The organism is Leptobacterium flavescens, assembly GCF_010671605.1.
In the GTDB taxonomy this organism is placed as follows: Bacteria; Bacteroidota; Bacteroidia; order Flavobacteriales; family Flavobacteriaceae; genus Leptobacterium; species Leptobacterium flavescens.
Genome location: NZ_JAABOO010000002.1, coordinates 1 through 21,829 on the forward strand (window position 1 = coordinate 1; position 21,829 = coordinate 21,829).

The 21,829-nt window shown below is 40.2% G+C and carries 24 protein-coding genes and 1 rRNA gene; 10 read left to right on the plus strand and 15 right to left on the minus strand.

Features of this window, described 5'->3' with window-relative positions:
* Positions 1–13: 13 nt before the first annotated feature.
* Positions 14–121 (plus strand): 5S ribosomal RNA (gene rrf / locus GWK08_RS07485).
* Between the two features lie 51 nt (positions 122–172).
* On the opposite strand, the gene GWK08_RS07490 is transcribed toward rrf, so the two are convergent.
* Positions 173–397 (minus strand): DUF6095 family protein, encoded by a 225-nt coding sequence (locus GWK08_RS07490; RefSeq protein ID WP_163606320.1) that lies wholly within the window; start codon positions 395–397, stop codon positions 173–175.
* Positions 398–474: 77 nt separating this feature from the next.
* Here GWK08_RS07490 and GWK08_RS07495 point away from each other — a divergent pair, with 77 nt between their 5' ends.
* Complete coding sequence (locus tag GWK08_RS07495; protein ID WP_163606321.1) at positions 475–1,602, plus strand: glycerate kinase; 1,128 nt, start codon at positions 475–477, stop codon at positions 1,600–1,602.
* Between the two features lie 46 nt (positions 1,603–1,648).
* Here the strand turns inward: GWK08_RS07495 and GWK08_RS07500 are convergent, their stop codons facing one another.
* The 7 genes from GWK08_RS07500 to GWK08_RS07530 form a co-directional block, all read right to left on the minus strand.
* Positions 1,649–3,874 carry an NADP-dependent isocitrate dehydrogenase gene (locus tag GWK08_RS07500; protein ID WP_163606322.1) on the minus strand — a complete coding sequence of 742 codons (2,226 nt, stop codon included), beginning with the start codon at positions 3,872–3,874 and terminating at the stop codon, positions 1,649–1,651.
* 675 nt (positions 3,875–4,549) lie between these two features.
* The gene (rplS, locus tag GWK08_RS07505) at positions 4,550–4,900 is read right to left on the minus strand and encodes a 50S ribosomal protein L19 (RefSeq protein WP_163606323.1); all 351 of its coding nucleotides are present in this window, start codon (positions 4,898–4,900) and stop codon (positions 4,550–4,552) included.
* 139 nt (positions 4,901–5,039) lie between these two features.
* Complete coding sequence (trmD, locus tag GWK08_RS07510) at positions 5,040–5,717, minus strand: tRNA (guanosine(37)-N1)-methyltransferase TrmD (RefSeq protein WP_163606324.1); 678 nt, start codon at positions 5,715–5,717, stop codon at positions 5,040–5,042.
* A gap of 101 nt (positions 5,718–5,818) precedes the next feature.
* Positions 5,819–6,262 carry a GNAT family N-acetyltransferase gene (locus tag GWK08_RS07515; RefSeq protein ID WP_163606325.1) on the minus strand — a complete coding sequence of 148 codons (444 nt, stop codon included), beginning with the start codon at positions 6,260–6,262 and terminating at the stop codon, positions 5,819–5,821.
* Between the two features lie 112 nt (positions 6,263–6,374).
* Positions 6,375–6,983, minus strand: a complete 609-nt coding sequence (locus GWK08_RS07520; protein ID WP_163606326.1) for a tRNA (guanine-N1)-methyltransferase — start codon at positions 6,981–6,983, stop codon at positions 6,375–6,377.
* A 130-nt stretch (positions 6,984–7,113) separates the two neighbouring features.
* On the minus strand, positions 7,114–8,562 hold the full coding sequence (locus tag GWK08_RS07525) for a glyceraldehyde-3-phosphate dehydrogenase (RefSeq protein ID WP_163606327.1): 1,449 nt from the start codon (positions 8,560–8,562) through the stop codon (positions 7,114–7,116).
* 126 nt (positions 8,563–8,688) lie between these two features.
* Complete coding sequence (locus GWK08_RS07530) at positions 8,689–10,101, minus strand: trypsin-like peptidase domain-containing protein (RefSeq protein WP_163606328.1); 1,413 nt, start codon at positions 10,099–10,101, stop codon at positions 8,689–8,691.
* A 133-nt stretch (positions 10,102–10,234) separates the two neighbouring features.
* On the opposite strand from GWK08_RS07530, the gene dapF reads away from it, so the two are divergent.
* The 4 genes from dapF (at position 10,235) to GWK08_RS07550 (ending at position 13,359) form a co-directional block, all read left to right on the plus strand.
* Positions 10,235–11,011, plus strand: coding sequence for a diaminopimelate epimerase (gene dapF, locus GWK08_RS07535; protein WP_163606329.1), 777 nt, complete (start codon positions 10,235–10,237; stop codon positions 11,009–11,011).
* Positions 11,005–11,526 carry a GNAT family N-acetyltransferase gene (locus GWK08_RS07540; RefSeq protein WP_163606330.1) on the plus strand — a complete coding sequence of 174 codons (522 nt, stop codon included), beginning with the start codon at positions 11,005–11,007 and terminating at the stop codon, positions 11,524–11,526. Before dapF ends, GWK08_RS07540 begins: the two co-directional genes overlap by 7 nt.
* A 1-nt stretch (position 11,527) precedes the next feature.
* Positions 11,528–12,571: an endolytic transglycosylase MltG gene (gene mltG / locus GWK08_RS07545; protein ID WP_163606331.1), complete on the plus strand. Its 1,044-nt coding sequence runs from the start codon at positions 11,528–11,530 to the stop codon at positions 12,569–12,571.
* Between the two features lie 131 nt (positions 12,572–12,702).
* Positions 12,703–13,359, plus strand: coding sequence for a peptidoglycan-binding protein LysM (locus GWK08_RS07550; RefSeq protein WP_163606332.1), 657 nt, complete (start codon positions 12,703–12,705; stop codon positions 13,357–13,359).
* A 50-nt stretch (positions 13,360–13,409) separates the two neighbouring features.
* Here the strand turns inward: GWK08_RS07550 and GWK08_RS07555 are convergent, their stop codons facing one another.
* The 3 genes from GWK08_RS07555 to dnaA all read right to left on the minus strand — a co-directional run bounded on the left by GWK08_RS07555 (position 13,410) and on the right by dnaA (position 16,093).
* A complete protein-coding gene (locus GWK08_RS07555) occupies positions 13,410–14,120 on the minus strand; it encodes an SAM-dependent methyltransferase (protein WP_163606333.1) in 711 nt (236 codons plus the stop codon).
* Between the two features lie 76 nt (positions 14,121–14,196).
* Positions 14,197–14,655 carry a low molecular weight protein-tyrosine-phosphatase gene (locus GWK08_RS07560; protein WP_163606334.1) on the minus strand — a complete coding sequence of 153 codons (459 nt, stop codon included), beginning with the start codon at positions 14,653–14,655 and terminating at the stop codon, positions 14,197–14,199.
* Between the two features lie 10 nt (positions 14,656–14,665).
* Positions 14,666–16,093 (minus strand): chromosomal replication initiator protein DnaA, encoded by a 1,428-nt coding sequence (gene dnaA / locus GWK08_RS07565; protein WP_163606335.1) that lies wholly within the window; start codon positions 16,091–16,093, stop codon positions 14,666–14,668.
* A gap of 203 nt (positions 16,094–16,296) precedes the next feature.
* On the opposite strand from dnaA, the gene GWK08_RS07570 reads away from it, so the two are divergent.
* Positions 16,297–16,707 carry an acyl-CoA thioesterase gene (locus GWK08_RS07570; RefSeq protein WP_163606336.1) on the plus strand — a complete coding sequence of 137 codons (411 nt, stop codon included), beginning with the start codon at positions 16,297–16,299 and terminating at the stop codon, positions 16,705–16,707.
* Here the strand turns inward: GWK08_RS07570 and GWK08_RS07575 are convergent.
* From GWK08_RS07575 to ribD, 4 genes are read right to left on the minus strand one after another with little or no spacing between them, the layout of a single operon-like run.
* Positions 16,704–17,318 (minus strand): IMPACT family protein, encoded by a 615-nt coding sequence (locus tag GWK08_RS07575; RefSeq protein ID WP_163606337.1) that lies wholly within the window; start codon positions 17,316–17,318, stop codon positions 16,704–16,706. The two genes, GWK08_RS07570 and GWK08_RS07575, sit on opposite strands and share 4 nt — an antisense overlap.
* 10 nt (positions 17,319–17,328) lie before the next feature.
* On the minus strand, positions 17,329–18,189 hold the full coding sequence (locus GWK08_RS07580) for a DMT family transporter (RefSeq protein ID WP_163606338.1): 861 nt from the start codon (positions 18,187–18,189) through the stop codon (positions 17,329–17,331).
* Positions 18,186–18,800, minus strand: coding sequence for an HAD family hydrolase (locus tag GWK08_RS07585; protein WP_163606339.1), 615 nt, complete (start codon positions 18,798–18,800; stop codon positions 18,186–18,188). The genes GWK08_RS07580 and GWK08_RS07585 overlap by 4 nt, the downstream gene beginning before the upstream one ends.
* Positions 18,797–19,852, minus strand: coding sequence for a bifunctional diaminohydroxyphosphoribosylaminopyrimidine deaminase/5-amino-6-(5-phosphoribosylamino)uracil reductase RibD (gene ribD / locus GWK08_RS07590; RefSeq protein WP_163606340.1), 1,056 nt, complete (start codon positions 19,850–19,852; stop codon positions 18,797–18,799). The genes GWK08_RS07585 and ribD overlap by 4 nt, the downstream gene beginning before the upstream one ends.
* Before the next feature lie 32 nt (positions 19,853–19,884).
* Here ribD and GWK08_RS07595 point away from each other — a divergent pair, with 32 nt between their 5' ends.
* The 3 genes from GWK08_RS07595 to GWK08_RS19215 are packed head-to-tail and all read left to right on the plus strand — an operon-like array spanning position 19,885 to position 21,822.
* A complete protein-coding gene (locus GWK08_RS07595; RefSeq protein ID WP_204336030.1) occupies positions 19,885–20,382 on the plus strand; it encodes a GNAT family N-acetyltransferase in 498 nt (165 codons plus the stop codon).
* Positions 20,379–21,239: a peptide chain release factor N(5)-glutamine methyltransferase gene (prmC, locus tag GWK08_RS19210; RefSeq protein WP_204336031.1), complete on the plus strand. Its 861-nt coding sequence runs from the start codon at positions 20,379–20,381 to the stop codon at positions 21,237–21,239. The genes GWK08_RS07595 and prmC overlap by 4 nt, the downstream gene beginning before the upstream one ends.
* Before the next feature lies 1 nt (position 21,240).
* The gene (locus GWK08_RS19215; protein ID WP_204336032.1) at positions 21,241–21,822 is read left to right on the plus strand and encodes an LOG family protein; all 582 of its coding nucleotides are present in this window, start codon (positions 21,241–21,243) and stop codon (positions 21,820–21,822) included.
* The last annotated feature ends 7 nt before the right edge of the window (positions 21,823–21,829 follow it).

The following is a 21,829-nucleotide window of genomic DNA, read 5'->3' on the forward strand; positions in this document are numbered from 1 at the left end:
GCAACAGACGATTTAAGGTGGTTATAGCGATGGGGCTCACCTCTTACCATTCCGAACAGAGTAGTTAAGCCCATCAGCGCAGATGGTACTGGGCAACCGGGAGAGTATGTCGCCGCCTTCTTTGAAAAGCGTTTATCTTTGGATAGACGCTTTTTTTTTGGATAAAACTTTCTTATTTTTTCGAAAAAATAGCGCGTAGTATCAGGCGTAGACTATAAAACCCCAGAACAATAGCTCCAAAGGAAATGATCAGACCTAGTATCAGAACCGGAATATAAAAAGGATGCCCTTCATTCTTAAAGGCCTGGTGTATAACAAACGGCCCTAAAAACATCAGGATGACCGTAATCGAAAAAAATTTAAAGCTTTTCTGAAGTAATTCCCTGTCTGTATTCATAGAAGTCTTGCCAATTTGCCCCAAAAATAACAATTAAAAAGTATATTTATCAGTATAAACAAACCAAAAGACCGGAGATGAAGATCGTAATAGCACCCGATAAATTTAAAGGCTCTCTCAGTGCCTTCGAATTTTGTGATGCTGTCGAATCAGGGCTCAGTAAACTGAACAAACCTCTTGAGATCGTAAAACTACCACTGGCAGATGGGGGAGACGGAACCGTAGATGTGGTTAATTATTACCTCAATGCAGAAAAGATCCAAACAGAGGTTAAAGATCCTTTATTCAGGACTATTACTTCGTCTTATTTGTTTTCCAATGCTACTAAAAGTGCCTTTATTGAGATGGCCGAAGCTTCAGGCCTGCATTTACTGAAAGAGGAAGAAAGGAATTGTATGAATACAACATCTTTCGGAACAGGAGAAATGATAAAGGATGCCATTCAGAGAGGTGCAAAAAAGATTATCCTGGGAATAGGAGGGAGTGCTACCAATGATTGCGGGATCGGCATGGCAAATGCACTAGGGTTTCGTTTTCTGGATACCGATGAGAGGGAAGTGGTTCCGGTCGGTAAAAACCTCGGTACTATTAACAGAATAGATGCTTCCGGACTTAATAAAAGACTCCACCATGTTGACTTTAAAGTTGCATGTGATGTTGGAAATCCACTTTACGGGCGGGAAGGAGCTGCTCATGTTTATGCTGCGCAAAAAGGCGCAAATCCTGATGAAATCCGATTTCTTGACGAAGGGCTAAAGCATTTTTCTTCCCTTCTCAGCAACCATTTTAAAACCGATCCGCAAAATATTAAAGGCGGGGGTGCTGCAGGTGGGATGGGAGTAGCAACAAAGCTTTTTCTCGATGCAGAACTGGTTTCCGGAATAGACCTGATCATGGAGCTTGCTCGTTTTGCGGAACGAATTAACGGCGCCGACTGGATCATTACCGGAGAAGGAAAACTAGACAGTCAGACCGCCTCGGGAAAGACGATCTCCGGGGTTCTTAAACTGGCCAGAGAGCATGAAATACCTGTAGCCGCTCTGTGTGGCAGTGTTGCCCTTTCGAAATCCGAACAGGAAGCAATGGGGTTAAAATATGTATCTTCTATTCTGGAAAATACGGGCGATATGGAAAGTGCTATCAGGAACGCTTATGTGAACCTGGTTTTTATGGCCCAGAATTTAGGAGATATTCTATCCAAATAAAAAAGCCCCTTTTTAAAGAGGCTTTTCGTATTTATTTCAGATATGCTTATATGCTTTGAAGGATACTGTTTAAAGTTTCACTCGGACGCATTGCGTCGGTGGTGAGTTTTTCATTCGGATTGTAATAACCGTCAATATCTACAGAACTTCCCTGAGCATTATTCAGCTCATTAACGATCGTAGCTGCGTTCTGAGTAAGTTGTTCGGCAACGGGAGTAAAAACAGATCTTAGCTCTTCGTTCTTGCTTTGCTCTGCTAATTCCTGTGCCCAGTACATAGCCAGGTAAAAGTGACTTCCTCTGGTATCCAGCTCTCCAACTTTTCTGGAAGGCGATTTATCGTTATCAAGGAATTTACCCGTAGCATCATCCAGTGTTTCTGCAAAGATCAGTGCTTTTTCATTATCGAATGTTTCGCCTAAATGTTCAAGAGAAACAGCCAGTGCCAGGAATTCTCCAAGAGAGTCCCATCTTAAGTGCCCTTCTTCCATAAACTGCTGAACATGCTTGGGAGCAGAACCTCCTGCACCGGTCTCAAAAAGCCCTCCTCCGTTCATTAACGGAACAATAGAAAGCATTTTTGCACTGGTTCCCAATTCAAGAATAGGGAAGAGGTCAGTAAGATAATCACGCAATACATTTCCGGATACCGAAATCGTATCTTTTCCGTCTTTCATTCTTTCAAGCGTGAATTGCGTAGCCTCTACCGGCGACATAATATGGATCTCCAAACCAGTAGTATCGTGATTCGGAAGGTATTTATTTACTTTTTCTATGATCTGAGCATCGTGTGCCCTGTTCTTATCCAGCCAGAAAACAGCAGGGGTGTTAGTTGCTCTGGCTCTGGATACAGCTAGCTTAACCCAATCCTGGATAGGAGCATCTTTTGCCTGGCACATTCTCCAGATATCACCCTCTTCAACCTGGTGCTCAATAAGTGTGTTTCCATCCTGGTCGATAACACGAACCACTCCGTTAGCACTTATTTCAAAAGTTTTATCGTGAGATCCGTATTCTTCAGCTTTTTTAGCCATCAGACCAACATTAGGAACAGTTCCCATAGTTGTTGGATCGAAAGCTCCGTGCTTCTTACAGAAATCTATCGTTGTCTGGTAAATACCGGAATAACTGCTATCCGGAATAATGGCTTTAGTATCCTGAAGCTTTCCATCTGCATTCCACATTTGTCCCGAACTACGGATCATTGCCGGCATAGATGCATCGATAATTACATCACTCGGAACATGAAGGTTGGTAATTCCTTTATCAGAATTTACCATAGCCAGATCAGGACCGTTTTCCAGGCACGCTTTCAAGTCGGCCTCTACAATAGCTCTCTTGTCTTCCGGAAGTTCATCCAGTTTACCAAGAAGGTTTCCTAATCCGTTGTTTACATCAACACCTGCTTCATCAAGAAGAGCTTCGTGTTTTGCAAAGACATCTTTAAAATAAGTCCTTACCGCATGCCCGAAAATGATGGGGTCGGATACCTTCATCATAGTCGCTTTCATGTGAAGAGAAAGGAGGATACCTTTATCTTTCGCATCTGCAATTTCTTCTTCCAGGAAACTTAAAAGTGCACGCTTGCTCATTACAGTGGCATCTACAACCTCTCCTTCCAGCACAGGAACACTTTCTTTTAGTACGGTTTTGTCTCCGTTTTCCGAAGTAAACTCGATCTTAAGGCTTCCGGCCTTATCGAGTGTAAGTGATTTTTCATTAGAACGGAAATCTCCGCTGGTCATACTCGCTACGTGTGAGGTTGAAGCCGGATTCCAGGCACCCATAGAGTGCGGATTCTTTTTAGCGTAATTTTTAACCGCTTTGGGTGCGCGTCTGTCCGAGTTACCTTCTCGAAGAACAGGGTTTACGGCGCTACCCTTTATTTTATCGTATCTTGATTTGATTTCTTTTTCTTGTGCATTCTCCGGCTCTTCCGGATAGTCAGGAATATTGAATCCCTGTGCCTGTAATTCAGTAATGGCTGCCTTTAACTGAGGAATAGAAGCACTGATATTAGGTAACTTGATAATATTGGCTTCGGGTTTTAAAGCCAACTCTCCTAATTCTGCCAGAGCATTGGATGTCTTTTGGCTATCATTCAGATTTTCCGGGAAATTAGCAAGAATTCTCGCTGCAAGGGAGATATCTCTTGTTTCAATATTAATTCCGAAAGATTCTGTGAATGATTTAACTATGGAGAGCCATGAATAAGTTGCTAATGCGGGTGCTTCGTCTGTTTTGGTATAAATTATCTTAGGTGTTTGTGCCATTATGTTTTACGTATGAATTTAAGATTCGCAAATATACATCAATATGCTATTTCTAACAATGTATTAACGCGAATAATAGTCGAAGCAAAACCACTAAAATAACAAAAGCCATATCATTAATAATTGCTTACTCTTGATATGGCTTTCTAAGAAATAGATTTTACTAAAACCGTTTTAACATTGCTGTTACCTACGTTTATCTGATGTGTATCAAACTAACTACGGCTCTAGCGTCTATTCCTATGAAACATCTGCGTTTTTATCGGAATATTGCTATTCAATAGAAAACATTAGATGTCCCAATCATTTTTTTAACTCCTTACCTCCCGTCATAATTCGCATTAATCTAGGTTTCGGCATAAGATTACCTGATAGTGCATCGCCACGTATCAAGTCGCCTTAACTTTTCTCCGGGTCTCCTGTGATCCTGGACCACATTCCTCTCGGCGAACACGCTAAAAAAACAACTATGTTAGAGAACGTTCTTTAAACTTACAGCTAATTAGGCTTTCTTATTAGTTGTAAATCTTATTTCAAATTTAGGAGAAGAATTTAAATATGCAAATAATTTAAGTGATTAAAAATCAACAAAATACAAACATGGGTTATTAACAATTGTTAATAAAAAAAGCACCCCTTTCGGGATGCTTGATATTCTTTATAAAGCGGGGAGGATTAACCTCTAACTTCTTTGATTCTCGCTTTCTTACCGGTAAGTCCTCTGAAGTAGAAAATACGTGCTCTTCTAACTTTACCTCTCTTGTTGATCTCGATTTTTTGAAGTGCCGGCATATTAACAGGGAAGATCCTTTCTACACCAATTGTTCCGGACATTTTTCTGATGGTAAATGTTTCAGATGCTCCGGTACCTCTTCTTTGAATAACTACCCCTCTAAAATACTGGGTACGTGTTTTTTCACCTTCCTTGATCTCGTAATAAACAGTGATCGTATCTCCTGCAGAAAATTCAGGAAATTCTTTTTTTGTTACAAATTCGTCTTGTACAAATTTTACTAAAGCTTCCATTTTGCTTTTATTATTAGGGTTTATTCAAGTCAACATTCACGTCTATCGCCAGAGGTTGGCCTAAATCGGATGCAAAAATACTTAATTATTACTAATCTGCAATAAAATAAAGGGAATTTTAGCGCTAAAGAACTCAATATTACTCTTCCAGCAGATCAGGCCTGCGATCTTTAGTTCTTTTAAAAGCTTCTTCTTCACGCCATTTCTCGATTTTAGGGAAATTCCCACTCAGCAAGACTTCCGGGACCTTCCAGCCCTTATAATCGGCGGGTCTTGTATATACCGGAGGCGCCAGTAAATTGTCCTGAAAAGAATCGGTCAGGGCAGAAGTTTCATCATTCAACACTCCGGGGATCAGCCTGATAACAGCATCACATAAAACAGCAGCACCCAGTTCACCTCCGGAAAGCACATAATCGCCTATAGAGATCTCCCGGGTGATAAAATGATCCCTTACCCTTTGATCTACACCTTTGTAATGCCCACAAAGGATGATAATATTTTTGCTGAGGGACAGTTTATTTGCTATTCCCTGGTCAAAACGCTCCCCGTCGGGAGTCATATAAATGAGTTCGTCGTAATCTCTTTGCGATTTAAGGTGGGTAATACACTTATCTATGGGTTCTATCATCATGACCATTCCGGCACCGCCTCCAAACTGATAATCATCTATGGTCTTATAATTATTAGTGGTATAATCCCTTAAGTTGTGAAAATGAACTTCTACAAGTCCTTTTTCTATCGCTCTTTTAAGAATAGAAGCTTCAAAAGGACTCTTTATAAGCTCGGGCAAAACGGTAATAATATCGATCCGCATTTTTATGGTCTTTATGAGCTGCAAAGATGGGAAGATTCTGTGAAATGAGCTAGGGTTTATAGCATATTAAAAGCAACAGACCTAGCATAGGCGGGAGGAAATTATTGATTCTTCCAGAAGTAGTGGAGAAACTCATCGTCTTTCTTCCAGTCGAGACGTTCATACAACTTCTGAGCAGGATTGTCTTTGGCTGTTTCGAGAGCCAGTCCTTTTTTGCCTTCTGCCTTGCACAGGCCTTTGGCGGCTTCCAGTAATGCTTCTCCGATTCCCTGCTGCCTGTATTTTTTATCTACGTATAGATCGTTCAAAATATAAAACCCCTGCATGCTTACCGAAGAGAAGACAGGGTAGAGCTGTGTAAAACCCATTCCTTTGTTATCTTCATTCAGTGCGAGGAAAATAACCGATTCACCCTTTTCCATTCTGTCGATTAAAAAGGACCTTGCAGCCTCTGTATCGGATTCCTGTTCGTAGAATATCCTGTATCCGTTAAAGAGATCGGAAACAATATCGAGATGATCGATGGAAGCTCTTATTATTTTCATGTGAGGTGATTTGAATTACAGCTGCAAAATAATCAAAATGCCATAAAACAAAATAACCGTGCTTATAAAAACACGGTTATTCCGATACTCATTTAATATATTAAATGCGACCTTATTTTTTCATCAATTTTTGCTTATTGAGCTCATCCTGCAACTGGCGGCTGAGTTTTTGTTCTCTTTCCAGTGCTCTCCTTCTGTGTTGTTCGAATTCTTCTTCAAGCTCTGCCAGGCTGCCTCTTGCTTCCTGGGTAACAATGTTACTATTCCTGAACTTGTAAATAAATACCAATAGGAGGAGGGTTAATATTGCGATGATCCCCCACATAATGGTTTTATAGAAACCTTTATTGATCAGGCTGCCGAAGAAGCTTATGCTTTCCTTTTCCTTGGTAGTCTGACTCAGATTGGTATTGGTAGTATTCAGATCTGCTTTTAACTGGGTGATCTCTCCCTGTTGCGTATCTATTTTGCTCAAAAGATCATTGGTTTCCTTTTTGATCCTGCCAAGAGAATCGGAAACGTTCCTTCTCAACTTATTGATCCAGATCTTTTTGATCACTTCATACTCCTGATAATTGCCGGATTTTTTGATTACGTATTCAAACTGACTATCTATAGGGCCACTATCCAGCGACAGGCCTGTTTTTTCATCGGTTTGCGCAAATGTAATCAATGTAAAAACACACAAGAGACAGGTTAGTTGAAGTTTTAAGTTTTTCATGTCAAAAATAAATGGGAATTAGTAATACTCTAACGCTATTAAATACGAGCTATTGCGGTAGTTTGGATTTTTTTGAACCCAATTTTTTACCGCAATAGCTAATGTTTTTTGCTAATAAGCGCAATATATACTAATAATACGTAAATCGCCTTACTTTGGCAATATATTTTGCAAGCCTGATTACCTGGTGACTATAACCGTATTCGTTGTCATACCAGATGTACAGAACGAGGTTTTTTCCGTTAGAAGAAACGATCGTTGCATTGCTGTCGTAGATAGAAGGAGCAGAAGTTCCAACGATATCCGAAGAAACCAGCTCATTACTGATAGAATACTTGATCTGCTCTACAAGATCTCCTTCAAGAGCGTACTTTTTCATGATAGCGTTGATACCATCTTTGGAAGTGGTTTTTTCTACCTGAAGATTAAGTACGGCTAATGATCCGTTAGGAACAGGAACTCTGATAGCGTTAGAAGTCAGTTTACCCTGAAGGGAAGGAAGTGCTTTTGCAACTGCTTTTCCGGCTCCCGTTTCGGTGATAACCATGTTTAAGGCTGCTGCTCTTCCTCTTCTGTATTTTTTATGCATATTATCTACCAGATTCTGGTCGTTGGTATATGCGTGGATGGTCTCAAGGTGTCCTTCAACCACCCCTAAAGTATCTTCAATTACTTTAAGTACCGGAGTAATTGCATTTGTAGTACAGGAAGCTGCGGAGAAAATGTCCAGTTCATCCGGATCGTATTCGGTGTGGTTTACCCCGTGTACGATATTCGGTACTTCCTTCCCCGGAGCAGTAAGTAATACTTTAGATGCTCCTTTGGATTTTAAATGACGGCCCAGAGCTTCCTTATCTCTGAATGCTCCTGTGTTGTCAAGAACCAGGGCGTCTTCGATCCCGTATTCGGTATAATCGATATCTTCCGGCTGATTGGCACTGATCATATGTACGGTAGTCCCGTTTATAACAAGGGCATTGTTTTCCGCGTCTATATTAACGGTTCCGTGGAAATCTCCGTGTACGGAATCATTTCTTAATAATGCAGCTCTTTTTTCCAGGATATCAGCATTTACAGAACCTCTGGTAACAATGGCTCTTAAACGTAACTGATTTCCTTTCCCGGTTCTAAGCATCAATTCTCTGGCCAATAATCTTCCGATCCTTCCAAAACCGTATAAAACCACATCTCTTGGCTGGATCTCTTCTGCACTGTATGCATCATTCAGCTTATTGATCACAAAAGCAGTAGAATCGTTGAATTTGCTGTCTTCCAGATGATACTCATAGGTAAGTTTCCCTATATCGATCTTGGAAGGCGGGATGTCCATGGTTTTAATGGCCTGTGCTATCTCTACAGAATCGAAAATAGAAATAGGTTTTTGCACAAAGGCACCTGCGTATTCATGGAGATTAATGATCTCGCTCACGCTTCTGTCAATTAGCTGATTTCTAAATAAAACCAGTTCGATAGATTTTTCATACCAAAGATCGCTGACAATTTTAATAAACTCAACGGTTGCTCTTCGGCGATCAGCCTGAAACGCTAATTCTTTTTCATAAGTGTCAATAAAACTCATGGTAAATTCTTTAATTTAAAATTTTGCGCAAAAGTATCAATTTCAATCGTTTTCGTAAAGAAAAATATAAAAAAATAACCCCTCCGACTAAAGAGGGGTTTGTGTAATTTCATGTTATTTAAAAGATTACTCGAAAATTAACCTTTCCTTTTCACCTTTCCCGTCCAGAACCACAATACTTTCCGGACCTTCATAGTCAGCATAACTATCAAATATTCTTCTTACGTCATCTACGTTTTTAACCTTCTTCCCGTCTACTTCAAGTAATATCTTATCAAGCAGGTAAGTACCTCTCTGAGAAGTTACATTGGAGACTTTAACACCGTAATCTACATTAAACCTTTGTTTATCGGCTTTGGAAAGATTATCAACTTCAATATTCAGCAAATTGATCCTGTATGACTGGTTCTTAAAGAGGGTAACCGGTACCACCTGTGTTCTTCCGTTTCTCTTAATAGTCACGTCTATCACATCATTAGGTCTTTTAGACCCGAGATAACCTGTAAGATCCGAATATTTGGAGATCTCTACATTATCCATTTTCTTGATGATATCTCCTTTTTTCAAACCAGCTTTTTCAGCACCCGAATTTCCGATCACTTCATCAATATAGAAACCTTCGGTATCATCTACTCCGATACGTTCTGCATAGGCAGAGTTAAGTCCGCCTCCACGCACACCAAGGATACCCTGTTGCACATTACCGTATTCCAGAAGATCGTGAACCACCTTCTTGGCTATATTGCTGGGAACCGCAAAAGCATATCCCACAAAAGAACCCGTCTGAGAGGTAATGGCCGTATTGATCCCGATCAGATCTCCGTTTGTGTTTACCAAAGCCCCTCCGCTATTACCCGGATTAACTGCGGCATCTGTCTGGATAAAGGATTGATTCCTTCTGTCATTTTCATTAAGGTCTCTTGCCTTGGCACTGATGATCCCGGCCGTAACCGTAGAAGTCAGGTTAAAAGGATTTCCCACTGCAAGTACCCATTCTCCGATCTTGGTGTTATCTGAATCCCCGAATGCCAGGAAAGGAAGGTTTTCTTCTGTATCTACCTTAATAAGTGCAATATCGGTTCCTGGATCAGAACCCACTAATTCTGCATCGTATACTTTATTGTTGTTCAGTTTAACCCTTAGGTGAGAGGAATTGGCAATTACATGATTATTGGTTACGATATAACCATCGGGAGAGATTATAACCCCCGAACCTGTTCCTACCTGCGCCCTGTCTCTTCGTCCTTCCGAACCGTAGAAGAAATCAAGGATACTTCCGCTTCGTTTATTAACCGTAACATTCTGTACGTGTACCACGGCATGAACGGTTTTCTCCGCAGCCTCCGTAAAATCTACATTTTCTGCACTGACAATCGGTCTGACGGCAGCTGGGTTAGCATAGTTGGTAGTAATAAATTTAGGTGTCTCATCCTTATTCTCTACAATGATCGCATCCTTTTCAAAATACACTTTATAGATCCCAAGTGAAAAAAGCCCACCAAGAAAAGAAACTAAAAACAAGCCTAAAAACTTTTTCATAATACATCTATTTAATTTCTAAATTTAACAATTAAAATTAGTTTTTTATTATTATTCAATTTGAACTTTAACGGCAGTTTAACAATAAGAAATAAGCGGGCAAATCGTATATTTGCAACCTAAAAATTTTGCAATGTTATTTACATTTTACAAATATCAGGGAACCGGGAATGATTTCGTTATTATCGATAACCGTTTAGATAAATTTCCCAAAAATGATACCAAACTCGTTCATCATTTATGCGATCGCAGGTTTGGAGTAGGGGCTGACGGACTCATCCTGCTTGAAAATCATCCTACTGCCGATTTTAAAATGGTATATTTTAATGCTGATGGTAATGAAAGTTCTATGTGCGGTAACGGAGGAAGATGTATTGTAGCATTTGCAAATTTTCTGGGTATTATTGAGGATAAAGCTACTTTTGAAGCTATAGACGGGATGCACTATGCCAGTATTTCCGATAAAAGAGTAAGTTTACAGATGCAGAATGTAGATGATGTTTCTCAACTGAATAATTATGTCTTCCTGGATACAGGATCGCCTCACCACGTTCAATTTGAAAATGAACTGCAGGCACTGGACGTTAAGGAAAAGGGAGCCGCCATACGTTATGGGAAATACGGAAAATCTGGCAGCAATATTAATTTTGTTGAAAAGGAGTCCGATGACATTTTTGCAGTCCGTACTTATGAAAGAGGAGTGGAAGATGAAACACTTTCCTGCGGGACCGGAGTAACTGCCGTAGCTATAGCTATGAACCATCTGGGAGAAACCAACGGGAACAGCATCCTGCTTAAAACCCAGGGAGGAGAGCTCAATGTTTCTTTTGATAAGGATGGAGGAGCGTATAAAAATATATTCCTGGAAGGTCCGGCCGTACAGGTTTTTAAAGGAGAGGTTGAATGCTAAAATTAAAAGGAGATACGATTTTTTTAAGAGCTCTCGAACCGGGAGACCTGGATTTTCTGTATCAACTTGAGAACGACGAATCTATCTGGGAAGTGAGTGAGACCCTCACTCCTTATTCGAAGTTTATTTTAAAGCAATATCTCAGGAACAGTCATAAAGATATTTATGAAGTAAAGCAACTGCGCCTGGCGATCTCCGATTACGATAAAAATTTACTGGGTTTAGTAGATCTCTTCGATTTTAATCCGAAGAACAGCAGGGCCGGGATAGGTATTGTGGTCCTGGAAAAAGAAAGAAAAAGAGGAGTAGGGAAGGAAGCTTTAAAACTCATATCGGAGTATTCCTTTCATCACCTTAATATACATCAGCTATACGCTAATATAGCTGCAGATAATACCGCCAGCGTACGCCTGTTCTCAAATATGGGCTTCAAGAAAATAGGGGTCAAAAAAGACTGGAATTATGTTGGAGGTAGCTATGTAGATGAATTACTGTTCCAAAAAATCAATAAATAAAATGTACTTACGAAAAATTTTAGTGGTTATTGCCGTTTTGGGGATCCTTATAGGTGGTTTCTTTGTATACCGTATCTATAACGCGATCTTTTCGCCCAATACAGCTTTTAACAATGAAAAAGCTTATGTGCTCATCCCGTCAGATGCCGGTTATGAGGATATCAGAGAACAACTTCTTCCTCTGCTAAAGGATATGGGAAGCTTTGATATGGTGGCTCGAAAAAAAGGATATGCAGACAATTTCAAGGCGGGAAGATATGCTTTGCGTCCGGGAATGAATAACAACGAGATCATTAATACGCTCAGAAGTGCCAATCAGGCTATCAATGTTACTTTTAACAATCAGGAGACCCTGGAAAAACTCGCCGGAAGGATATCTAAACAGATAGAAGCCGACAGTACGGAGCTTATCACTGCCTTTAAAGATCCTCAGTTCCTTGGAGAAAGCGGTTTTAATGAAGATACTTCCCTGGCGATGTACCTGCCTAACAGTTATCAGCTTTTCTGGAACACCAGCGGAGAAGAATTCAGAGACAGGATGCTTAAGGAATATGGAAAGTTCTGGAATGAGGACAGAAAGAAAAAAGCGGCAGAAATAGGCCTTGATGAAACAGAAGTGATCTCTCTTGCTGCAATAGTACATGAAGAGAGTAAAAAAATTGATGAACGTCCAAGGGTGGCAGGAGTATACTTAAATCGTTTAAAAAAGAATATTCCGCTACAGGCAGATCCGACTGTAATTTTTGCTCTAAAGAAGCATTTCGGTACTCAGGACACTATTATCAAAAGAGTGCTGTATAAAGACCTGGAGCTGGATTCCCCCTACAATACTTACAAAAATGCAGGTGTACCTCCGGGACCAATTTCTATGCCCGATATCTCTGCAATTGACGCTGTCCTTAATGCCGAGAAGCACGAATACCTGTTTTTTGTGGCTGATATAAGCAATTTTGGCTATCATAAATTTGCTAAAACCAATGCCCAGCACAACGCTAATAAACGCCAGTATATCAGGTGGTTAGACGCTCAGAAAATTAGAAGGTAAATGTGATTTGACTAGTTTTAAGGATACTTTAACTAATAAAATTTGAATTCTCCCAAATAGTTGTATCTTTGCAGGCTGTAATTTTTAAGCAATTGGTGCGACCAACGTAAGGCTTAAAGAAAACAAATTTTATGGGAAAAAGCGTATTAAAATTAACAATTTTAGTAGCTGCTGTGGTAACAATAAGTTTAGGCTTTACCTTAAAAACAAAAAAAGTCATCGTTCATGAAAATTATGTAGTAAAGGAACCGTTGGAATACACGGTAAATATTGAAAAACCCGAATCAATCACCCCAACCCAAATCATAACTCAACCTCCTTTTTTAGGTAAATCTTTTGTCGGATTCAAGGAAGCTTTGGCTTTTAAAGAATCCAGAGGAGATTATTTCATCACCAATTATCTGGGATACTTAGGTAAATACCAGTTTGGTGCATCAACCCTCGAATTACTGGGGGTTTACAATAAAAGTCTTTTTCTGAGTAACCCTCAGTTGCAGGAAAAAGCATTTATTGCTAATACCGCAAGAAACAAATGGATATTAAGAAAAGATATTCAGCGGTATGTAGGTAGGACCTTTAACGGTGTCCTGGTAACGGAATCTGGGATTCTTGCTGCGGCGCACCTCGGTGGAGCTGGTAACGTTAAGAAATACCTCAGATCCGGAGGAAAAATAGTATTTGAAGACGCAAATGGTGCATCTGTTCAGTACTATATGAAGAAATTTTCCGGCTATGACACATCTCATATTGAACCTATGAGAACCGCAAAAGCAGCTAGTAAGATCTAAGGATCTTTAAATAAGAGAAAACAAACCCTGGCATTATTGTCGGGGTTTTTTTATTCCCTGTGTATTATGAAAATACAGGGGCGTTTGTGGAGCTCTATATTGGTTTTCTTCCACTCGCTTATATATTGGGTTTTTATATATTCAGTCGGTAAAGTGATATCACATGCAATGCACAGGCGTGTATGCTCGCTTAAAGCAGATTTAAAATCGGAGAGCAGTTTATCGTTGCGATAAGGGGTTTCTATAAAGGCCTGGGACTGATTGAGTTCTTTAGATCTTTTCTCGAACTTTTTGATAGCGGCTTTGCGTTCCGATTTATCTATGGGAAGATAACCGTTAAAAGCAAAACTCTGTCCGTTCATTCCGCTGGCCATCATTGCCATCAGAATAGAGGAGGGGCCTACAAGGGGTATTACCTGTATGCCTTTAGAATGAGCTAAACGAACAACTTCCGCGCCGGGATCTGCAACTCCCGGGCATCCTGCATCCGACATCAGTCCTATATTCCTGCCTTCCAGACAGGGGTTAAGATATTCCTGGATCTCGATCGCCTCGGTAAATTTGTTCAGCAACTGAAAATTCAGACCGCCCTGAGCTTTACCGGAGCTGACCTTTTTTATAAATCGCCTTGCAGCTTTTTCGTTTTCGGCTATGTAATCATCAACCTGTTCAATGATCCTCTTTATGGAAATGGGTAATACTTCCAGTGGCTCAGTGTCTCCTAAAGTGGTTGGGATTAAATACAGTTTTCCTAATTCCATAGTAATTTGGAGGTAGCAGTTAATGAGGTTAAAGATAAAATTATTTGTAAATATCTGAAAACAGACAGATAAGGGCCTAGTTCGCTATTTTTTCGGCAATACGATCGCAGGCCTCGTCTAGCATCCTGTACACGTTTTCAAAGCCGTGATCTCCTCCGTAGTACGGATCCGGGACATCTACGTTCTCTCCCGGGAAGATCTCGTCCAGGATAAGCTGAACTTTTTGCTTGTCTTCTTCGGTCCTTGCCAGGCGGATAACATCTTCGTAGTTACTGTTGTCCATTACGTAGATCAGGTCGAATTTATCGTAATCATTCGCTTTAAATTGCCTGCACCTCTGATCTGTAATATCGATCCCGTATTTTTTAGCTACCGAAATAGAGCGTTTGTCCGGAAGTTCACCGATATGATAACCTCCTGTTCCGGCTGAGTCTACAAAAGCATGTGATTTTAGTATTTTGGATTTTAAGATCCCTTCTGCCAAAGGAGATCGGCAGATATTTCCTAAGCACACCATAAGGATGCTGGTTTTCATAGCGTTGGGGTTATTGGGAAAGCTTTTTAGTCAAATCGTCTATGTATTTCCTAAACTGCTTATCGGTTTCTGCTAAATTATCAACGGTCTTACAGGCATGTAATACGGTAGCGTGATCCCGTTTTCCGATCTGGGATCCGATACTAGCCAAAGAAGCTTTGGTAAATTTCTTAGCAAAAAACATAGCTAATTGGCGGGCCTGAACAATATGTCTTTTTCTGGTCTTGGACTGAAGAGTAGATACATCCATCTGAAAATAATCGGAAACCACTTTCTGAATATAATCGATAGATACCTCTCTTTTGGTATTTTTTACAAATTTCTCTACGATCTGTGTTGCCAGGTCTAAAGTAACTTCTTTTTTGTTGAAAGAAGACTGAGCGATAAGAGAGATGATAGCACCCTCAAGTTCACGAACATTGGTCTTTATATTCTTGGCAACATAATCTATGATCTCTTCCGGCATTTCAACACCATCCCTGTACAGTTTGTTTCTGAGGATGGATACTCTGGTCTCATAATCCGGACTCTGCAATTCTGCAGATAAGCCCCATTTAAATCTGGACAACAAACGTTGTTCGATGTCCTGCATATCTACAGGAGCCTTATCAGAAGTCAGGATAACCTGTTTTCCGTTCTGATGCAGGTGATTGAAAATATGGAAAAAAACGTCCTGTGTTCCGGTTTTACCGGAAAAGAACTGCACATCATCTATGATCAATACGTCTATAAGCTGATAGAAGTGGATAAAATCGTTTCTCGTATTCTTTTTAACCGATTCTATATACTGCTGAGTGAACTTTTCCGCAGAAATATAAAGAACGGTCTTTTCAGGGTATTTATCCTTGATCTCCACACCGATAGCATGTGCAAGGTGAGTTTTTCCCAGACCTACTCCTCCGAAGACCAGTAATGGGTTAAAAGAAGTCCCTCCGGGCTTATTGGCAACCGCCAGACCGGCAGATCTTGCCAACCTGTTGGAATCTCCCTCCAGGAAGTTCTCGAAATTGTAGTTAGGGTTTAACTGAGATTCTATCTTGATATTTCGTATTCCTGGAATAACAAAAGGATTCTTTAGCTCCGGACTTTTATTCTTAATTGGCACATCCAGCTCCTGAGGCTGAACATGGGAACGATTACTACTCGGTATCTTTTCCGTAAAGGGTTGCTTGTTGCCATAGGTATTCTCCATTTTGATAACGTATACCAATCTGGCATTTTCACCAAGTTCTCTTGTTAAGGCAACTTTCAGAAGTTTAACGTAGTGCTCCTCTAACCATTCGTAGAAAAATTTACTGGGGACCTGTATACTCAGAGAGTTATCTGTGAGCTTAACGGACTTAATTGGCTCAAACCATGTTTTATAGGCTTGTGGTTGAATATTGTCCTTTATAAAAGACAGACAGTTCTCCCATACCGATTGTGCAGTCACGTTCATTCCTCGTATATTTTTTTATTATGTTAGGTTAGTCTTAGTGGAAGGATAATTGACTTTTCTTCCGTGTTTTTTAGGTAGAACAAATATGTGAACAAATATTTGAAAAAAAAAATGAAATGTGGGTTGAATTTTTAGTTTTTTTTTTGCATGCTTGCTAACATTAAATTCACAATTTCTTAATGTTCAAAAATTTTCCTAAATGTATGAAAAAAAGTCATGAAATAAAAGTAAGAGTCCGTTATTCTGAAACTGATCAGATGGGAGTGGTATATCACGGGAATTACGCGCAGTTCCTGGAATTAGGACGTGTTGAGTGGTTGAGAGACCTCGGTATTTCTTACCGGTGGATGGAAGAAAATGGAGTGATGCTTCCGGTGATCTCTTTGAACCTAAAATTTCATAAATCGGCAAAATACGATGACCTTTTATCGATAAAAACGACCCTTTCAAAGAACCCCTCTGTAAGGATCGAATTTGATTATGAAATACACAACCAAAATCGTGAGATAATTACTACAGGAAATACAGTTTTGGCATTTATTAATATGCAAACAATGAAACCGATGAAATGCCCCGATTATATCCTCGAAAAGTTAAATGGATCTGATGGTTAATTTTCCAGTTTTTTTACCGAAACTTCAAATAAAGAATTAAAAATTTCTAAAATTTCAGGGGCTTGTTTCTTCCTTACGGATAAAAATAAGGTGCAATTCATCTCCATTTTTTGATCTACAAGCTTTAGATTTTTCTCTTTTATGATACGCATTACCTTATTCATATTCTTATAATCGAAACCGATCTCCAGCTTTACATCTATGGTCTTTTCTTCTATTTTTGCAACTTCAATGGCCATTTTGGCTGCTGTACGGTATGCATTGATCAATCCGCCTACTCCCAGTTTAACCCCTCCGAAATAGCGAACCACCACTATAAGAATGTTTGTCAGCTCAAAGGATTTTATCTGCCCGTATATTGGCATTCCGGCACTATTGCTGGGTTCTCCGTCATCGTTTGCTCTGTATTTTGGTTTTTCGACGCCTAATTGCCATGCATAACACCAATGTCTTGCAGAATGATGCTGTTTCTTTAGTACTTCCAGCCAGTGCCTGATCTCATCTTCATTAGATATGGGGAAGGCATATCCGAAAAATTTACTGTTCCGGTCTTTAAAAAGTACTTCTTCTGTGTTTTCTGCAATGATCTTATATAGGTCGTTTGTTTCCAAATTAAAAGATTTATGAGGCCACTAAAAATATGCTAATTACGGCTATTGCTATTCCCAGCCAGTTTTTGGGGCTTAGTTTTTCCCTGAACAAAAGGATCCCTAAAAGTGTGGTGAGCATTACAACCGCTACATTATTTATGGTAAATACCGTAGAACTGTTTAAAGTTTCGCTTTGCAATGCTTTCAGTAAAAAATAAACCGAATAATAATTAGGAACTCCCAGCATGATCCCACCTATAATGTTGATCCCTTTTATCTTTAACTGCCCTCTGATACCCTTGAAAATCAATATCAGCAGCCCGGAAATTGCCGCGAAAAAGAAAATGGTGGCAGAAAACAACGGAACCTCTCCCGGGTCTACATAAGTAGTCTCCAGGTATTTTAGGCTGGTGTCTATAACTCCCGAGCCCAGGAACAGGAGCAAAGGATAGATAAAGTTTTTTCGTTCTATTCGAAGGTTCTTTTGTTTCATTGCCGTGAGGTATACGGCAATTAGCGCCAGAATGATCCCGATAAGTTTAATGGGCCCCAGATGATCTTTATAAACGATCACTGCAAAAATAATAGGAATAACCACCGACATTTTCCCGGCTACCGAAGCAACCGATACCCCGTTCTTCTGTGATGCCAGGGCCATTACATTAAAGACCGCAATAAAAAGAAAGCCTAAAAGCAGAGCGCCGATAAACCAGGATTTTGTGTGATGTTCCGCCCATTCTACCGTACTTTCATAGGAAAGGATACCAACGGTACAGGCTACAGCATAATTAACTATAATGGCCTGAAAGGTATTTACCCGGTATCGGTCATAAAGCTTAAATATGATAAATATAAGACTGGCAAAGACGACACTGAGAATAAGATAGATCAATGGATGAGTTCTTTTAGGTTAAACAACTTGGTAATATCATCTACTCCAGGGATAAGGTTCCAACTCCTGATACCCATGGCTTCGGCTGCTCTTGTGTTTTCTTCCGTATCATCGATAAAAAATGATTCGGATTCCTTTAAGCCGTTTTGCTTCATGACAAATTCATATATTTCTTTATCCGGCTTTCTCAGTTGTATCTCATGCGAGAGGTAAAATTGCTCAAAGCATTTATAGAAGCGATCATAACGGTCTTTCCCCATACGCTCTATAACTCTTTTAATATGCAGTTCATTGGTATTGCTGAGTAAAAAAAGGCGATAGTTATTCTCCCGTGCCAGCGATTCTATAAAATCCAATCTATATTCGGGAAAATCGAGGATAATAGCATTCCAGGCATCTTCCAGTTCTTTTTCGGAAGCATTTGGGAACAAATTTTTATAGAAACCCACAAATTCGGTAGTAGATACCAGCCCTCTCTCATAATCGTGATTGATATGTGTCATTTCTGCGGTGACTTCCTTCAGCCCTAACAGCTGCATATGCTTTAAAGTGGCTTGCTTGTCGAGGTCGATAAAAATATCGCCAAAATCAAAAATAATGTTCTTTATCATGTATTCCTGTATATGCTTAACCGATCTCCTTTAATATCGTGTTCCTCTTTTGTATTTGCATTCAATTCCGGTGCCCGGAGCCCGCTTTTAAGATCGGAACTACCTGTAAACACTCTCGCTTCATCCCAGAGTCCTTCTTCTATAAAAGTATTTAAGGTCTGTGCTCCTCCCTCAATTATTACGCTCTGTACCTGGTGCTTATAGAGGATATCACATATCTGGTTCCCGACATTTGTGGTGAAATCCATTTTTTCCAGGCTGATATTTTTGTTTTCAGGAACTGATCCTTTCTCACCGGACAGCACGATCGTATTAACCGTTCCATCATAAACGGCATAGGTATGCGGGATCCTTCCTTTAGGGTCGAGAATGACTCTGACCGGATCTTTGCCGTTCCAGGAACGCGTATTTAACTTTGGATTGTCGTTGATAACCGTATTGGTTCCCACCAATATTCCGCTTTCCTCACTTCGCCATTTGTGTACAAGCTGCCGGGAATAAGCATTTGTGATCCAATGAGGTTTTGCTTCGCTAATATCTTTTACTGCAGTTTCGGGAGAAATAAAGCCGTCATTGCTTTGAGCCCATTTCAATATAATATAGGGGCGTTTTTTTGTGTGAAAAGTAAAAAAACGCCTGTTGACATCGATACACTCCTTTTCAAGAACACCGACATTTACCTCACATCCGGCTGCCTGGAGTTTCCGGATCCCGTTTCCGGAAACCTTATCGTGAGGATCGGTCGTTCCGATCACCACTTTCTTTATTTTTTTCGCTATGATAAGATCACTGCAGGGAGGTGTTTTTCCGAAATGACTGCAGGGTTCCAGGCTCACATATATTGTGGACTCCGGTAAAAGAGAAGGTTGTTTTACAGAATTAATAGCGTTTACCTCGGCATGAGGCCCGCCATACGGACTCGTATAGCCTTCTCCTATGATTTTTTCATTGTGAACGATTACTGCTCCGACCGATGGATTGGGTATGGCTGCAGGAAGACCATTTTTAGCCAGTTCTATACAGCGGTTTATGTATTTTTCATGTATCTTCACAGCACAAAAATAGCATAATAAAAACGAATATTTTGAGTGTAATTATAAGAGATATTGTTCCGGGTGATAATGAGCGAATTGCTTTTATAATACGAAGTGTCCTGGAGGATTTTAATGTTCCCAAAACGGGCTCTACCTACGCCGATGAATCCCTTAACCATATGTATGAATCCTATGATGTAAAAGATGCACATTACTTTGTGGTGGAACTCAACGGAGAACTCATCGGAGGAGCGGGGATATCTCAGCTGGATAACTATAAAGGGAAAGTTTGCGAACTGCAGAAGATGTATCTCTTACCTGTTGCCAGAGGAAAAGGCATCGGAAGCAGACTTATTCAATTATGCCTGGAAAAAGCTGAAGAACTGGGGTATACCGAATGTTACCTGGAAACCTTACCGGGAATGGAAGTTGCTCAGAAACTTTATGAGAAGAACGGTTTTGAATATCTCGACAATCCTATGGGAGATACAGGTCATTGTGTTTGCCCGGTATGGATGTTAAAAAAACTGGAGGAGAAGGCTAAATGAGGTTAAAGGAAATACAGCAGTTGTTCCACAAAGAGCTGGATGCACTTTTCGGGCCGGAAGAAACAGATCAGTTTTTTTATCTCCTTTTAGAGGAATATTGCGGGTTAAAAGCCTTTACCCTGGCATTATCTCCCGAACATACCGCCGATAAAGAGACCGAACAGAAGTTTTTTGAAGCCCTGAGCAGACTAAAGACAGAACAACCCATTCAGCAGATCCTGGGAAAGACCCTGTTTTGCGACCTGGAGTTTAAGATTAACAAACATGTACTTATTCCCAGGCCGGAGACTGAAGAGCTGGTAAAATGGATAGAGAATGAGGTTAAGGACCGGTCAAACGATAACCCTTTAAAAATACTGGATATAGGCACGGGAAGCGGATGTATTGCGATTTCCCTGGCAAAATTACTGGAAAAAGCAGAAGTCCATGCGATGGATGTCTCTGCAGATGCGCTGGAACTGGCCCGGGAAAATGCATCGCATAATAAAGCGGAAGTGACATTTATAGAGGCCGATATCCTTAAACTGGAGGCACTTCCGGAGAAATATGATATTATTGTTTCCAATCCGCCATACGTTAGAAGATCGGAGGAAAAGCAGATGAAAGCCAATGTGTTGAAGTACGAACCGCACCTGGCTTTGTTTGTTGAAGATGAGGATCCTTTGTTGTTTTACCGCAGGATCACTGCTATGGCTGTTGATAATTTAATGCCCGGAGGATGTATATTCTTCGAAATCAATCAGTATCTTAGTTCGTCTATGAATAAGCTCTTGAATGAGTACGGTTTTACAGAGATAGAACTGAGAAAGGATATTTTTGAAAATGACAGGATGATAAGAGCTGTTAAAGCAAATTAATATGGAACGGATAGTAGTTTTTTGCGGGAGCAGTGAAGGGAATGATCAGAAAGTAATAGATGAAGCCCGTGCATTGGGCCGGCGTTTTGCCGAACTGGAGATCGCTCTGGTATACGGAGCAGCCAAAATAGGGGTCATGGGTCAACTGGCCAAAGCTTGCCTGGATCATCATGGAAAAGTTATAGGGGTTATTCCCGAATTCCTTAAAATGAAAGAGGTTGTTCATCTCGGCCTTACCGAATTGTACACCACGAGGAATATGCATGAGCGCAAGCTGAAAATGCACGAACTGTCGGATGCGATTATTGCCTTACCGGGAGGTTTCGGAACATTGGAGGAATTGTTTGAAATGATTACCTGGGCACAATTGGGCCTTCATCAAAAACCGGTAGGACTACTTAATACAAACGGTTTTTATGATCATTTACTGAAATTCCTGGAACACATGGTGAAAAAAGGCTTCCTTAAAATTGAAAATTACGAGATGCTTCTCGTTGGAAGTACTGTTGATGAATTACTGCATAAAATGAACAACTACAGGCCTAAGCCGGTACCCAAATGGATTAAAAAAGATCAGGTATAAACAAAAC